General features: G+C 47.1%; 13 protein-coding genes. 6 read left to right on the top strand and 7 right to left on the bottom strand.

Annotated elements, in window-relative coordinates; all coding sequences use genetic code 11:
- The first annotated feature begins 118 nt into the window (after positions 1 to 118).
- Complete coding sequence (locus tag ABXS70_RS20375; RefSeq protein WP_366290408.1) at positions 119 to 1339, top strand: MFS transporter; 1221 nt, start codon at positions 119 to 121, stop codon at positions 1337 to 1339.
- A 188-nt stretch (positions 1340 to 1527) separates the two neighbouring features.
- On the opposite strand, the gene ABXS70_RS20370 is transcribed toward ABXS70_RS20375, so the two are convergent.
- The 3 genes from ABXS70_RS20370 to ABXS70_RS20360 form a co-directional block, all read right to left on the bottom strand.
- Positions 1528 to 1731, bottom strand: a complete 204-nt coding sequence (locus ABXS70_RS20370) for a hypothetical protein (RefSeq protein ID WP_342554556.1) — start codon at positions 1729 to 1731, stop codon at positions 1528 to 1530.
- A gap of 39 nt (positions 1732 to 1770) precedes the next feature.
- Positions 1771 to 2136, bottom strand: coding sequence for a hypothetical protein (locus ABXS70_RS20365; protein WP_342554557.1), 366 nt, complete (start codon positions 2134 to 2136; stop codon positions 1771 to 1773).
- A gap of 120 nt (positions 2137 to 2256) precedes the next feature.
- The gene (locus tag ABXS70_RS20360; protein WP_017690239.1) at positions 2257 to 2418 is read right to left on the bottom strand and encodes a hypothetical protein; all 162 of its coding nucleotides are present in this window, start codon (positions 2416 to 2418) and stop codon (positions 2257 to 2259) included.
- A 146-nt stretch (positions 2419 to 2564) separates the two neighbouring features.
- On the opposite strand from ABXS70_RS20360, the gene ABXS70_RS20355 reads away from it, so the two are divergent.
- Positions 2565 to 2846: a hypothetical protein gene (locus ABXS70_RS20355; protein ID WP_342554558.1), complete on the top strand. Its 282-nt coding sequence runs from the start codon at positions 2565 to 2567 to the stop codon at positions 2844 to 2846.
- 150 nt (positions 2847 to 2996) lie between these two features.
- Positions 2997 to 4895, top strand: coding sequence for a HAMP domain-containing sensor histidine kinase (locus ABXS70_RS20350; protein WP_342554559.1), 1899 nt, complete (start codon positions 2997 to 2999; stop codon positions 4893 to 4895).
- 80 nt (positions 4896 to 4975) lie between these two features.
- Here ABXS70_RS20350 and ABXS70_RS20345 read toward each other — a convergent pair whose 3' ends face one another.
- The gene (locus ABXS70_RS20345) at positions 4976 to 5218 is read right to left on the bottom strand and encodes an NHLP leader peptide family RiPP precursor (RefSeq protein ID WP_342554560.1); all 243 of its coding nucleotides are present in this window, start codon (positions 5216 to 5218) and stop codon (positions 4976 to 4978) included.
- 25 nt (positions 5219 to 5243) lie between these two features.
- Positions 5244 to 6218 (bottom strand): hypothetical protein, encoded by a 975-nt coding sequence (locus ABXS70_RS20340; protein ID WP_342554561.1) that lies wholly within the window; start codon positions 6216 to 6218, stop codon positions 5244 to 5246.
- Positions 6219 to 6430: 212 nt separating this feature from the next.
- On the opposite strand from ABXS70_RS20340, the gene ABXS70_RS20335 reads away from it, so the two are divergent.
- Entirely contained in the window at positions 6431 to 7162 is a 732-nt protein-coding gene (locus tag ABXS70_RS20335) for a hypothetical protein (RefSeq protein ID WP_342554562.1), read from the top strand.
- Positions 7163 to 7274: 112 nt separating this feature from the next.
- Here the strand turns inward: ABXS70_RS20335 and ABXS70_RS20330 are convergent, their stop codons facing one another.
- Positions 7275 to 8543, bottom strand: a complete 1269-nt coding sequence (locus tag ABXS70_RS20330; protein WP_342554563.1) for an acyltransferase — start codon at positions 8541 to 8543, stop codon at positions 7275 to 7277.
- Positions 8544 to 8673: 130 nt separating this feature from the next.
- On the bottom strand, positions 8674 to 9675 hold the full coding sequence (locus tag ABXS70_RS20325) for an LCP family protein (RefSeq protein WP_342554564.1): 1002 nt from the start codon (positions 9673 to 9675) through the stop codon (positions 8674 to 8676).
- 353 nt (positions 9676 to 10028) lie between these two features.
- On the opposite strand from ABXS70_RS20325, the gene ABXS70_RS20320 reads away from it, so the two are divergent.
- Positions 10029 to 11765 carry a methyl-accepting chemotaxis protein gene (locus tag ABXS70_RS20320; protein ID WP_366290400.1) on the top strand — a complete coding sequence of 579 codons (1737 nt, stop codon included), beginning with the start codon at positions 10029 to 10031 and terminating at the stop codon, positions 11763 to 11765.
- 261 nt (positions 11766 to 12026) lie between these two features.
- Positions 12027 to 15020 (top strand): glycoside hydrolase family 9 protein, encoded by a 2994-nt coding sequence (locus ABXS70_RS20315; protein ID WP_366290397.1) that lies wholly within the window; start codon positions 12027 to 12029, stop codon positions 15018 to 15020.
- Positions 15021 to 15082: the final 62 nt, after the last annotated feature.

Genomic DNA, 15082 nt, shown 5'->3' with positions numbered 1-15082 from the left:
CAAGAGAGCATAGGTGTAAAATAAGGAAAATGCTTCCGCATCAGGGGGACGTACGGGTCTGTTCCGTCCTCTCCATATACGGCAGTCCCGGCGTCAGCTACGGAAAGGACGTGCGGGTATGAACTTCTCATGGAAGCGTAATCTGATTATTTTGTGGATCGGTGTCTTTTTTTGCAGCACGGCATATTCGATCTCTATTCCATTTCTGCCTTTATTTCTAAGCAGCGATTTGGGCGTTCGCAATCATCTGGAGTTCTGGTCAGGGCTGGCCTTTGGCATCACGTTTCTTGCAAGTGCGCTTGTGTCGCCTTTCTGGGGATCATTGGCTGATAAATACGGACGTAAACCAATGTTAATTCGTTCAGGGTACAGCCTTGCTGTCCTGTATCTGATTAATTATTTTGTACAGGACCCGTATTCACTCATTGTTGTTCGATTGTTTCAAGGGCTGCTTGCCGGATTTGTCCCAGCTGCAATTGCTCTCGTAGGCACAAACACACCTGAAGAGAAGACGGGGTACGCTTTAGGCATCATGTCAACTGCGGGTGCGACAGGCGGTATCATCGGTCCGTTAATCGGCGGATTTGTCAGCCATTATTATGGCAACCGGAGTGCATTTCTATTTTCGGCGATTGTGGTGCTGGTGTCTGCACTTATTGCGACATTCTGGGTCAGAGAAGAGAACTTCAATCGGAATAAGGCGCGCTCACATGTCATGGATGATATTCGTGAGGCCAGAGCGAACCGGGTATTTGTCACTGTACTGGGCATGATGGGGATCTGCACTTTCTCGGTCATGATTTTGGAGCCGTTATTAACGGTGTATGTCATGGAGATGGGTGTTCAGCCTGACCGGGCTTCGTTAAGCTCCGGCATTATTTTCTCGGCGGTAGGAGTAGCGACTGTTATTATGGCTCCCCGTTGGGGCAAGCTTGGATCGAGAATCGGGTTTGGGAAAGTATTGGTTATTGGACTTGTAGGCGGAGCTGTAGGTAACCTGCTGCAGTTTTTCACGACGGGTTATGTCGCTTTTGGCATTCTCAGGTTTGTATATGGCCTCTTTTTTGCGGCTGTATTCCCTGCAATCAATGCGATGATTGTGCAGGTGACTGCACCGGCATTTCGGGGACGGGCTTTTAGTTTGAACCAGTCGGCAGCCCAGATCGGGACGATGGCCGGACCGATTATCGGAGGTGTTCTTGGCGGCTGGCTTCCTATTCGCTGGATATTTATTATTAATGGTCTTGCACTTCTGGCTACCGCAGTTGTGGTGAAGTGGTCCAGACTTGAACACAAGCTTCCTGGAGCAGGCAAGTCTGCCGAGAAACAGCCGCTGTAGTTCAGGACAGAGAGATGACGCTGAAGATGCAGCAGTCATCTTTTTTCTGTAAAAACTCAGGCCAACTTTTAAAATAACTAAAAAAAGAAACCCCTTATCCAAGAGGTTTCTGCAGCGTAATGTTACAGCACAAATCGCATATGGGAATCGTTCATATCGTGCTGTCTGTGCGATTCAGTTTCATAATGTTATGATTCATCCGAAGAGGGTTTAACGGAAGCGGAACGCTCTTCCTTGGGGATGGCGTGTTCGATCGCCTCTCGCTGATCTTTATCCTCCAGTGCGTCCGGGAAAGAGTCTTCGGTAAAGAGCCCGAAATCAGGATCGATATCCCGCTCGGTGACGAGATTATCCGGTTGTTTACTTGATCTTCCCTGAGCATTTTTGGTCATGTCAGCACCTCCTTGTTTCAGAATATGCAGGGTGAAGCTTTAACGCGGCGGCAGCATATTTTGCTGTGGTTTGGCATCGGCTCCGGCTCCATTCAGCAGATCTGTCCCATGCAGGGCATCCGGATCGGGTGCGGCAGGGTCAACCGGACTGCCGGGCTGCACTAAATCCGCATCAGGTACAGATTCCAGCGGCGTTTCAGCCAAACGTGATTCCAGACCTTCCTCATCCGCAGCAGGAGAAGGCGGCAGTTCTGAATCTTCCATATCAATGCGCTGCCCGGAAACTTCATCAAAAGTATCCATATCTCCTGCAGGTACTTCCGTTTCGGGCGGGATATCGCGAGACCTCTGGTAGCGGTCATAATAACGTTCACTTTCAACACTGCTGATTGGTTTATCAGACATAAGAGACACTTCCTTTCGCACAAGTTATGTGGCATACGTTTTTTATCGTGTATTCTACATTGTTCTTACTTTAAGCAGGATAGTATTCCCTCAAATACAAAGGGTTATGTCCAAAATTCGTTAAAATTTCGGGAAAACATACTTCACGAGGAAGTAGAGAAATCCAAAAAAGATAATGATGTATGCGGCATATTTAATAAATGTAGAAGCGACCATACTTGAATCCGATTTATGCTGAACATCCTTATGCTCAACTTCTACCGTACGATGGGGCTCATTCATTGTAATCATCTCCTTGTTTGGTGAGTGTTGCTTTGAGAAACCATTACACATGATCAAAAGGATTGAATCGCAGCATCTGTTTTTTACAGCTTTTCTTGTTTTGCCTATGTTATGATGAAGCTTGAATACATAAAGGGGGATGTCCTGTGGACTGGTTCACACTCGGCAATATGATTACTCGGATTCGGATTGGACAGAAAGCGTCCACACCCGGATTCTCTCGTACTGTCATTCGTCGACCGGATGGATTATTCTGGGTCGGTGGAATTTGGTCGGGACAGGTTGTTCAGTTACGTGATTTTCTGTTCTCGGATATATGGACCATTTATGATGATGAAGAGACGGAGCAGTGGCTTGAATTTCGAACGAAAGTGGAGCAGAAGGAACGTGAAATGATTGAAAATCAGTTTGAAGACCTGCGAGATTAACGGATTTGAATAACAATAAAATGGAAAAATGACTATAAATGAACTTTTATGTGAATTAAGGTTTTGTTTAAGAAGGTGACATGATTCACGACGGCGAATGATATATGAGGAGAATGAATAAGAGAAAATAAGAACTTTGAGGTGCTGTGGATGAAAAATGTGCCCAAAGCGATCATCATCTTGTGGATGACGGTATGGATGATTCTGGGCATGCCGCATGGACTCGTGCTTGCCGCGCCAGAAGAGATTCAGCAGCCTGTAACCATTACAGGATGGGAAGTGAAATGGGGAAACGCTGGAGATCAGGGCTTCATAAGTGAGGTTAAGGGTGAGAACGAAATTTGGGAGAAGAAGGGTCCTGACCGAATAACAGGTAGTGATAAAAAGTCTTCCGTCTCCTTATGGACACGTCTGACGATACCTCGTTTGCATGATGGAAGTTCGGCCATTCGTTTTGAAAATATTAGAGGTAATCATATTGTAATTTATTTGGAAGACCGGAAGGTATACGAGAATTTTCATTATAATTACGACAATAACGCCGTCTTTTTACCGTTATCGGCTGAAAACTCTGGAAATACACTTTATGTATGGGCTCAAAATGAGAGAGGATGGGTAGGCATCCAAGGTGATGTTCAGGTCGGCCCCTATTCCATGCTGCAGGAGAAGTATATCCATAACGGTCTGATTGATGTCATTTTAGGTGCGACTTTTGTATTCACCTCGCTTATTATGCTGAGCTGCACATTTTTTCTGGGACAGTTTCATAAAGGATTATGGATATCCTTATGTGTTGTCATGGGTTCCATCGGCACGATGGTGATCACTTACTCGCAATTCTTGTATACCTTCTATCAAGTCTACGGTGACCTGTACTCTGTTCTCTTTGATCTGGCGATGCTGCTGGGGATGCCCGCTCTTTGTTATTTCTTTGAACAAGTTATTGGTCCTGGAGTATACGGTATATTTACCAAGTTAAGAAAAATTCAATGGGCTTATTCCATTATTGCTGTGATTTCCTTGTTTATATATGTAGTTTCGGGAGGGCAGTGGGATCTGCTGTACAGTCTGCTCGTGCAGCGGGTGGTTGGCATCGTGCTGGTGATTCTGCTGACCATTCTGTTCGTAGGTACGATTGCCAAAGCGCTGCAGCGCAGCCGTGAAGCTATTTTATTAGCCTCTGGTTTTGGTGTTTTTTCTTTGATCAGCGTACTCGAACTGCTGTGGTACTTTCAGCGCAGCGGGACATATCATCTGTTATGGTGGAAATGGTCCATGGTTGCATTTGTCATCTCTTTGATCGCAATTCTTGGAAGTCGTTTTGCCGAAAAGCATAATAAAGTGCTGGAATACTCCAAGGAACTGGAGCTGTTTAATAATGAACTGCAGCGATCCGAGAAAATGGAGATTATTAGCGAGCTTGCTGCTTCTGTTGCTCATGAGGTTCGTAATCCGCTGCAGGTTACGCGAGGATTTCTTCAGCTTATGACAGAGCAGGAGGATAACAAAAATAAAGGATATGTGCGGATTGCGCTGGAGGAACTGGACCGGGCATCTGGCATTATTACCGATTTTCTGACCTTTGCCAAACCGGAATTTGATCATATTATATCTCTGAATATTGCACATGAATTTGAGCATATTGAAGGTATTCTTGTACCCATGGCTAATCTTGAAGGTGGGAAAATTACAACGGATATTCCTCCAAGTCTTCATATTCGAGGCAATTCCTCAAAGTTCAAGCAGGCTTTTATCAATATCATCAAAAATAGCATTGAGGCATTGCAGGGACAAGGCCAGATCGATATCTGGGCTTATTCACAGGATGGTAAAGTCAAGGTGCATGTCAGAGACAACGGGGAAGGGATGAGTGAGGAAGCTTTATCCCGATTGGGAGAACCGTATTTCTCCAACAAAATTAAAGGCACCGGATTAGGCATGATGGTTACCTTCCGCATCGTAGAAGCGATGAATGGACAGATCAGTTTTACAAGTACAAAAGGGGTAGGAACAGAAGCTGTAGTATCTTTTCCCGAGTTCGTCAAATGACGAACTCGAGTAGGATCACAGCTTAATGTTCTACCCCTGTTTTAGTTCATACAGGATTCAATTTTACCTAATGGACCGGCTTAATCTCTCCACGGACCGCAATTGACGTCATAATTAACTTTGGAAGGATTAGGAGGAATAACAAGTACATAATCATTCTGCTGCTCCTCGACCGTGCGAACCTTGATATGATCAGGAATTGTAATCCCGAATGCTTCGCGAAGCGCCTGCTTGGGATTGGAGTGAAGTTGTTGTCTGAACTGTTCGTCTGTCCAAGCCTTTTCAATAATTTCCTCTTGCAGCGTTTTTTCTAATACCATCATCGCCAACATTCCCTTCATATTTAGATTAAACTGAATCAGCTTGTCTCCTGCCCGAAGCTTGAGGTTGTAATTCGCTGATCCAGTAGTGAAACCCGCCTTGATAGAGCCTTTTTTTGTGATCTTCTATATCCTGAACAGCTTGTACCAGTCTGCCGCACAGATCGGAATTAAAAACAGTGAATTGCGGTAAGGCTGCGTTAGAAGATGTAAGTGCGCTGTTGTACTGCTGTGCAATATCTACGTATGTGTTCATGAATTGTGAATTAAATACATTATGGTGAGCAGATTCGTGAAGTGAGTGAGCACGGTATTCCTGATGGAGTGCTGCGGATATGTGAGAGAGGTAACTGTTGTAGCTGCCATGCACAGCATCTTGTTTCATATCTGTAAAGTCATCCGTCATCTGAAGAGTCATGAGCACGATATTCAATGCATCACAGACCGAAGCGATTCGCTCAGGCTGTTCCAACAGAAGCAGAGAACCGATGGCTCCTATTTTTGATGGTGATGCTTTCTGGGCGATGAGAAGCGGATGCTGCTGGAAATAATCGATGTGTAATTCCCCATTCACACTTACGGCCCATTCTTGAAGAACTTGTCTGAAATAGTTCCAGAAATCAGAAGCGGGTTCAAATAATGCACCATAGATTTGGATTGCATCGATGTAGTAAAGATTTCCTAAAGACAACTTGAGCACGGCATTCTCAGTCGGTTCATCCATAACGTCATCCAGATTAAGAAAATACAGCATGTGCAGCAGACAGGCTGTACTGAGCTGATGAGCCTGTTCCGATGGAAGTCCATCCGTGTACTGCATCCAGAGCGGAGTGATATACCCGATGCAGCTGTGTCCTGTCCCCTTCGTTACGGGGTGGAGCAGTCGGAGCTGCTCAAGTGCACGTGCTGCCAGTGGATCGGGGTATTGCCGAAGCCGCTCTTCAGTTGAAGCGAACAAGGCATTCACGTCAAACATATACGGATCTAGCCATTCTCGCTGCATAAGGGCAACGTCCTTCCTGATCAAAATATGGAATATGTAGTAATCTCAAGAAGATACATACATTATAGCTCATTTGTATTGAAAAAAATAGGGTTTTTTGTGATCATTTGTGAGAAAAAGGGTGGCGATTTGCATTTTATAGCATAAAAAGTTGGAATTTGGGTCCAAACTAGGGAGGCATAGGATATCGATACAGGAAAGGCGGATAAGCAATGAAAAATTGGAAATCGTGGCTGGCAGTCGGTGCAGCGGCTGCCATGATCACCGTTACACCGGGCCAGACTGCTTTAGCTGGTCCTGCTGTTCCTTCGGAGCAGGTAGACGGGAACCGGACAGAATCAGCCGCAGGAAATAAAAAACCTTGTATGCATGCGGGGCACGGTCTGTTTATGATCGGTGAGACTGCTGATTTGCTCGGTATTGGACTTCGCGATCTAAAGCAGCAGATGGAACTTGGCAGGACTTTGTCCCAGATTGCCAAAGAACGCAAAGGTCTTAGTGAGGAACAGTTGCTGCAGAAATTAAAGCCGACGCTGTCAGAGCGCCTTGATCGAGCCGCAGCCGAAGGCTGTCTCACGAAGGAACAAGCCGCGGCAGCCAAAGCTGATATGGATGTGAAATTGAAAAAAGTTGTGAACACACCGCTTCGTGAATTACGGCGTGAATTCACACACCATGGGAAACATTCCATGCTTGATAAAGGAGCAATCGCACGTTACATCGGCATATCGACCGAACAATTACATGAACAGCTGCAGGCTGGCAGATCGCTGGCAGAAATCGCCCAAACGAAGGGGATTAGCGAAACACAACTGGTGAATCAGCTTAAAGAGCAGCTGACAGGTGATCTGCAAAAATTTGTTCATCAAAAGCATCAGGGTCACCCGGTTCCGGTCCGTCCAGGGAATGTACCAGGACGTTCAGCTGTAAACGAAGTGAAGTAAGCAGCTGCGCATACAAAGAAAGAGCATCCTCCGGATGGGGGACGCTCTTTCTTTGGTAATACGTTTAGATGGACCATCTCTTTTAAAGATTTGGATGCTGGCTGTTATCGTATTAAGGTGTCTCCTGGATCTGATTTTTGACAGCTGAACCTGGTGTTGAGTTTTGATCCGGGAATGACTTTCTTCCATGCGCGGGCATACTTCCGTATGAGCCCGACTGCTGTTTTCTATTATGAGTTCGCACTAATCCAACCGTGAAGCGGGAGCCTGGCAGCCTGGACAATGCCCAACTGATACCAAGCGAAGTAACAACTGTGACAGCAAAGGAAAGTATGGTCACGGGTAAATGCCATCCGCTGAGCTGAAGTGGTCTGGTAACATAGGCAATGGCATAGATCACGAGAGCATGAACCAGATAGCCCCCGAAGGAGTAACGTCCAATCCAGGTGAGTATGCGCTCTAACCACAGGTTCTTACCCCGCAGCAGCACCAGAAAACCGTAGAACATAAACATCTGAGCCATAATATTAATAAACGTGCTCGGTTTCAGATAAGTAGAAATATTCAGGTTCATCGTATCTTCCGACCCGCGCAGCACATCGTAGCCAAGCCAGATATACATCACAATAAAAACGGCAGTGGTACAAGGGAGCGCCCTCACCGTCCAGCTTCTCCAGTTCTCCACCGTCCAGGCACAGACAGCGCCAAGCAAGAAGTAAAACCAGTACATAATCCATGAATAGGAACGGTATTCCAACAGGCCAGACCAAGGTTCAGACCACCATCGTGTCCAATCAGGCATATCGTAGTATGACCATTTCATAAGCCACATGTACAGTAGGGCTGCCGCCAGGATGATGGATACCGTCAGCTGCATCGAAGTAAAACGTTTGAGATTCTTCAGCCGCTTCCGGACGGCATGGGCCCCCGCGAGAAACAGCGGAAACAGAATATAAAACTGAAACACCATTAGAACGAACCAAAGGTGATATCCGGTCTGCGGCATAAACAGCTCACGGACAAAACTTCCCAAATCCGGCATGCCTGAAGACCAGAACGCAGGGGTGAACACACGAACAGCTAACCAGTAGATGAGTGTCCATATGAAAAAGGGCATATAAATATCACCAAACCGCTTGGCAATGAACCGGGGATAATCAGGTTTGACGTACCGGTGGTGGTAGAACAGCATCACACCAGATAGAAACACGAAGGTGGGGGTACCAAACCTCGTCAAATGATATATCATGGTCAGCATAACGGAATCAGGCTGCTCAATGTCTGCCCGGTAGATGTACTCTGCAATATTATGCTGCATGACAATGGCCAGGAAAGCTAACCCGCGCAGTTCAGTCCATTCGGCTATTTTTGGCAGTTTCATCCACAATCCTCCCTTCTCCGGCCGGGGTCATCATACAAGACTACCCTCCAAACATTAAGGCTGCATTAAATGGCGAAAATAGGAACTAAAAAAGCCGGCCTAAGCCGCCCTTTTACTGTTTATGGCATTGTCACTCACTGGACTCATCAGAAGATGAGCTGCCCGGAGTCTGATTGTCATTCTCAAATAATTTCTTAATGTAAGCCTGAAGTTTAGGGACATTTACACCTAATACCTGAGCAGCCCCGGCCCGTTCGTTTGTCAGCAGCTTATTCGGCGGAATCTGCTGCTGATCGATCTCGTTTACACGAAGATCGAAGCCTAGCGAAGCCAGTTTCAGCATTTGCGTTGGACTGAGGTCCGTTTTGATATAAGGGGCGATTGCTTCCAGCATCTCAGGAATTTTAAAGAGAGAAGTGGTGCTCTGCATCTTCTTGGCAAGTTCGGTCATAAAGATGCGCTGTCGCTGGGTCCGTGTGAAATCGGAGGTCGCATCATGCCGGAAACGAACATACTGGAGGGCCGTTTTGCCATCCATATGCTGCAGCCCTTTTTTCAGATCAATATCATACATATGCTTGTCGGCTTTACTCGTGTAATACATGTCTTTCTCTACATCAATTTCAATGCCGCCCAGTGCATCAACGAGAGCCATGAATCCGGTAAAGTCTGTATAGACGTAGTGCTGAATGGGAATGCCAAGCAGATTGCTGACCGTTTGTTTGGTTAATTCAGCTCCTCCATAGGAAAAGGCCGCATTAAGACGACTTTTGCCATGGCCTGGAATCTCCACATACGTGTCTCGAAGCACCGAAAACAGATGGGCTTTTTTGGAAACCGGGTCAATGGAAGCAACCATCACCGAGTCTGAACGCCCCGCGTCATCCCCTCTGGAGTCACCGCCAATCAGTAAAATATTTACTCTCTCTTCGCCGTCCCATTTCGGAATGACCGCTGCGGGAGTATCGGGGGTTGGAGTGCTGCCTGAGTCATTGTTAGAAGTGGATGAGGCACTGGATGCAGTCGAGATGCTATTGGCAAAATGAACAATGGAATATCCGTAGTAGACAACCACTCCTATTACAGTAATTACCAAGGTCAGGGCTGTCCCCCATAACCATTTTTTAAGCATAATCTTCACCTTTCTATGTATAAACTGATAGATACCCAAACTAGTTTAACAAAAAGAAAGAGAAATGTCCTCCCTGATTCCGAAAATGCGGTTCATTTACATATTAATGAACGAATCGTTGGTTCAAATAGAATGCGGCCTGCATTATGGAAAAACGAGATTCTTCACGGTCTTATAAACTGCAAAATGTTCGTCTGTGTATTTGGCGAAGCAGCACCTTTCTTTTTGAACGTTATGCGTTGTTAAGTGAAATTTTCTGAAATTCAGATGTCATATATTCATTCACGGAACATGTGTGTCGATATATTATACAGATGTACTAGTTTATTGGGCCAAGTTGGAGGAGTGGGAAGATGGGGAAAGTGCGGGGGAACGCATTAGGAAAAGTGAAGTTTACGATTCGCGGTAAGTTATTGAGCGGTTTCTTGATTGTCTTGGCATTACTGATTTTTGTTAGCGTGTACACGCTGACTCAGGTTTTCAAGATGGCGGATAGTGCAAGACAGATCGACCAGACTTGGATGCCTAGTGTAAGTTTACTTGGGATTATGAATGGTGATGTGTCGGATGTAGAACGGCTGGCACTGGCCATTATTGTAGAACAGAACCCAAGTGAAACGGAGAGAATGAATGGAGTGTTGACCGAGCTGCTTGCCAAGATTGAGGATGAGCGCAAGGAATTGCTGACCTTAATTAATGGTAATGCTGAGGCTGAGAAAATGTATGAGCAGTTTTCCAGTAGTTATGATGCATATCTGCAGAAAATGCCCACATTTGTAGACTTTGGTCTGAAAAATGACTTTGATACGGCCAGCAAGCTGCACACAGAAGCCTACACGCTCTGGTATGCAGCTAATGATACCATCACCCAGTTAATTAATTTAGGGAATGACGGAGCGAAAGAGGTTGCTGGCGGATCTGTCAAACTTGCCGAAAATGCTTTTAATATCATTTTGGTTGTATCTATAGTGGCAACGCTGCTGGCATTGTTCATTGCGTTATTTATCGCAAGTATGATCTCACGACCGATCAAGAAGATGACGGAAGCAGCTTCAGCGATCGCAGATGGTGATCTTACCGGTGAAGCCATCACGCTGAAAAACAGGGATGAGCTGGGTATTTTGGCAGCCGCTTTTAATACAATGAGTACCAATCTGCGTTCGATGATTCAATCTGTATCGGAAACATCCGAGCAGGTCGCAGCTTCATCCGAGGAACTTCTTGCCAGCGCAGAGCAAAACACGAAAGCTTCGGAGCAAATTACCGAAACGGTTGAAGAACTATCTGTCGGAACAGCGAATCAGGTAGATATTGTGAAGCGTTCTTCGCAGGCAATGAATGAAATGGCATTAGGCTCCGAACAGATTGCCGAACTGGCTCAAAGTGTATCCGTGTCCGCCGTGGATGCAGCAAATCAATCTGCGGAAGGTAACCAGATTATACAGCAGGCTGTTCAACAGATGGGGGCTGTTCGTAACTCTATCGCTTCGCTGAGAGAACTGGTTACAGGACTCGGAGAGCGTTCAGCCGAGATTGGAACCATCACTGAAGTGATCAACAACATTGCCCGGCAAACCAACTTGCTTGCGCTGAATGCGGCGATCGAAGCTGCACGTGCAGGGGAACATGGCCGAGGATTTGCTGTAGTTGCGGGTGAGGTGCGTAAACTGGCCGAGGAATCCTCAGCTTCAGCCCAACAGATCTCAGAGATTGTTCAGCTGATTCAGCAGGATACGAATCATGCTGTAGAGGCTGTGAAGGTGAACAGTAATGAAACGGAAGCCGGAATTGAGCTGGTTACTGCAGCCGGAGAAGCATTCGAGCAGATCTCGAATGCTGCCAACAAGGTAGCCGGGGATATTGAAGAAGTATCTGCAGGTTCAGAGGAAATGTCAGCAAGTACAAACGAGGTCGTAAGTTATGTGACCCAGATCTCTAATATTGCATCAGAAGCTGCAGGGGCTGCACATAACGTATCTGCTGCTACGCAGGAGCAGTTGGCTTCCATGGAAGAGATCGCTTCATCGGCAGGAATGTTATCCAAGATGGCCGAGGAACTGCAGGGACAGGTGGGCAAATTCAAAGTATAGATTCACACGGAGGAATACGGAGCTGTTTCTCCCGGGAGGTATCCGGGAAGAAACAGCTTTTTTGTCATATCACGCTGATCAGGTCACAACAATGTTATTCCAGAAGTCACCAATGTTGATATTGTAAGTTAAACAAAACACTATAATGGTAATTAATGGTGGAAATTACATGCGGTTACCACCATGGAGAGGAGCGTGAATCATCAATAATCTGGAGATGTTCACCCGGAACTTTCAAGAAAAGGAGATGAACAGTAAATAATGAAAGGGCGCTGGTGGAAACGAGTTGCTATGGCAGCGTTATCGGCAGGACTGCTGGCAGGAAGCTTTTCTATGAATACAGGATTACGCCAGGCGGATGCGGCCGCTGGAGATCATAACTATGCAGAAGCACTTCAGAAGGCTATTTATTTCTATGAGGCGCAGCGGTCGGGGCCGCTGCCTGCAGACAACCGGGTTGAATGGCGTGGTGATTCGGGAATGCAGGATGGAGCGGATGTCGGAGTCGATCTGACAGGAGGCTGGTACGATGCTGGAGACCATGTGAAATTTGGCTTTCCAATGGCAGCTTCAGCCACAATGCTGGCCTGGTCCGTTGTGGAATACGGTGATGGGTATGAGCAGGCCGGACAGCTGGAGGAGATCAAGGATAATATCCGGTGGGCAGCCGACTATTTTATGAAAGCGCATACGAAACCAAACGAATTATGGGGACAAGTTGGAGGAGGTAATATCGATCATGCCTGGTGGGGACCTGCAGAGGTAATGCAGATGAACCGCCCATCGTTCAAGATCGATGCTTCCTGTCCGGGAAGTGATCTGGCGGCAGAGACAGCGGCTGCCCTGGCGGCCTCCTCGATCGTATTTGCAGATGATGATCCGGCCTACTCGGCCAGAATGCTTCAGCATGCAAAAGAACTGTACAACTTTGCAGATACATATCGGGGAAAATACACCGATTGTATTACCGATGCTGCAGCATTCTATAATTCGTGGACCGGATATGAAGATGAGCTTGCATGGGGCGGAGCATGGCTTTATTTAGCCACTAATGATAACGCTTACTTGTCCAAAGCGATCGCAGCTGCAGACCGCTGGTCTGCAAGCGGAGGTTCTGCGAACTGGCCTTATACCTGGACACAGGGCTGGGATAGTAAACATTACGGTGCCCAGATTCTGCTTGCCCGGATTACATCCAGTTTGAATATGCCGGAGGCCACCAAATTCATTCAGTCGACGGAACGCAATCTGGATTACTGGACGGTAGGAACAAATGGGGGCCGTGTGACATATACCCCGGGCGGATTGGCTTGGCTGGATCAGTGGGGTTCACTCCGTTATGCGGCGAATGCGGCTTTTATCTCTTTTGTGTACTCCGATTGGGTCAGTGACCCTGTGAAAAAATCCAGATATCAAAATTTTGCCGCCTCGCAGATCAATTACATTTTAGGAGATAATCCTCGTCAGAGCAGTTATGTGGTCGGATATGGGAAAAATCCACCGAAGCATCCGCATCATCGTACCGCTCATAGTTCATGGATGAACAACGAAGATATTCCGGCGGATCACCGTCATATTTTATACGGCGCCATGGTAGGAGGACCAAACGCGTCGGATCAATATACGGATGACATCGGGGATTACGTGAGCAATGAAGTAGCGACAGATTACAATGCCGGCTTCACTGGAGCACTCGCCAAGATGAATCTGCTGTATGGACAGAATCATCAGCCTCTTGCGAATTTCCCTGCTCCTGAGGTCAAAGGTGACGAATATTTTGTCGAAGCGGCTGTTCGCTCATCGGGCTCGAATTATACGGAAATTCGTGCACTGCTGAACAACCGCTCAGGCTGGCCTGCACGAATGGGAGATCAGCTTTCCTTCAAATATTTCCTCGATTTGAGTGAGGTGTATGCTGCAGGGCATACCGTATCGGATGTTCAGGTAACTGTATCATCCAGCGAAGGTGCAGTCGTTTCACAGCCTGTTGTGGTGGATGCTGCCAAGCGGATCTATGCCATTACGGCAAACTTCAGCAATACCAAAATCTATCCTGGCGGAGAGGGGAATTATCGCAAAGAAGTTCAATTCCGCATTACAGGTCCGCAGGGGGCATGGAACCCGGCGAATGACCCTTCTTACCAGAACCTGACGACAGGGAATCCGGTAAAAAGTGCGTACATTCCCGTCTATGATGCTGGAGTAAAGGTATATGGACAGGAACCGGGTATGACACCGGTGACCGTGCCGGCTGCACCTTCTGGCGTGCAGGCAGCAGCCGGAAACAGCCAGGTCACGCTGAGCTGGGCAGCATCTGCCGGGGCTGTAACGTATACGGTCAAGCGTGCCGAAGTTAGCGGAGGCCCTTATACAACAACTGCTTCGGGTGTTAGCGGGCTGACTTATACCAACACAGGTTTGACGAATGGCAAGACCTATTATTACGTAGTGAGTGCAGTTAATGGAGCCGGGGAATCACCAGCTTCTATGCAGGTGCAGGCACTGCCGCAGGCAGTATCGACTGTGCCAGGATCGCTGATTTTAAGCGGGACAGCAGGCAATAACCAAAATGTGCTGTCGTGGACAGCATCATCAGGGGCCGCCAGCTACAATGTGCAGCGTGCAGCTGCAGGCGGATCGTATGTCGATGCGGCAGCCGGACTAACGACGCTGACCTATAATGACACAACAGCACTTAATGGTACAGCCTACAGTTATCGGATCGCTGCTGTGAATGCGAGCGGGCAGACCTTATCCAATGTAGTGGTGCTGACACCTTCCGAGCCGCCCATTTCGACAGGCACGCTTGAAGTACAGTATCGGAGCGGAGGGTCCGGGAATTCCAGCAATGCGGTAACTCCACAGTTCAATGTGAAGAACACGGGCACACAGGCGGTTGATTTGAGTACAGTGAAGATTCGATATTATTTTACCAAAGATGGCTCAGAGGATCTGACCTTCTGGTGTGATTATGCAGAGGTTGGTACAGCCAACATCCAAGGCAAGTTTGTGACGGTAAATCCGGCGAAAGGAATGGCTGACACGTATTTGGAGATCAGTTTCACCTCTGGAGCGGGCAGTCTGGCAGCCGGAGCGGAGACGGGCGTCATCCAGGGACGTTTCTCGAAAAACAATTGGAGTACTTTTGATCAGAGCAACGACTATTCTTTTGATGGTTCCAAAACTGCTTTTGCCGCTTGGAACAAAGTAACTGCATATCAAGGAAATACGCAGGTATGGGGGCTGGAGCCTTAAATACTCAACTACAGCATGGGCAGACCAACAGCATCGATATCCGATTTCCACTATTCCAGGGA

The sequence above is a fragment of the Paenibacillus sp. AN1007 genome (assembly GCF_040702995.1).
In the GTDB taxonomy this organism is placed as follows: domain Bacteria; phylum Bacillota; class Bacilli; order Paenibacillales; family Paenibacillaceae; genus Paenibacillus.
Note: the sequence above shows the minus strand (reverse complement) of the source record. Positions and strands in the feature narration are given on the sequence as shown.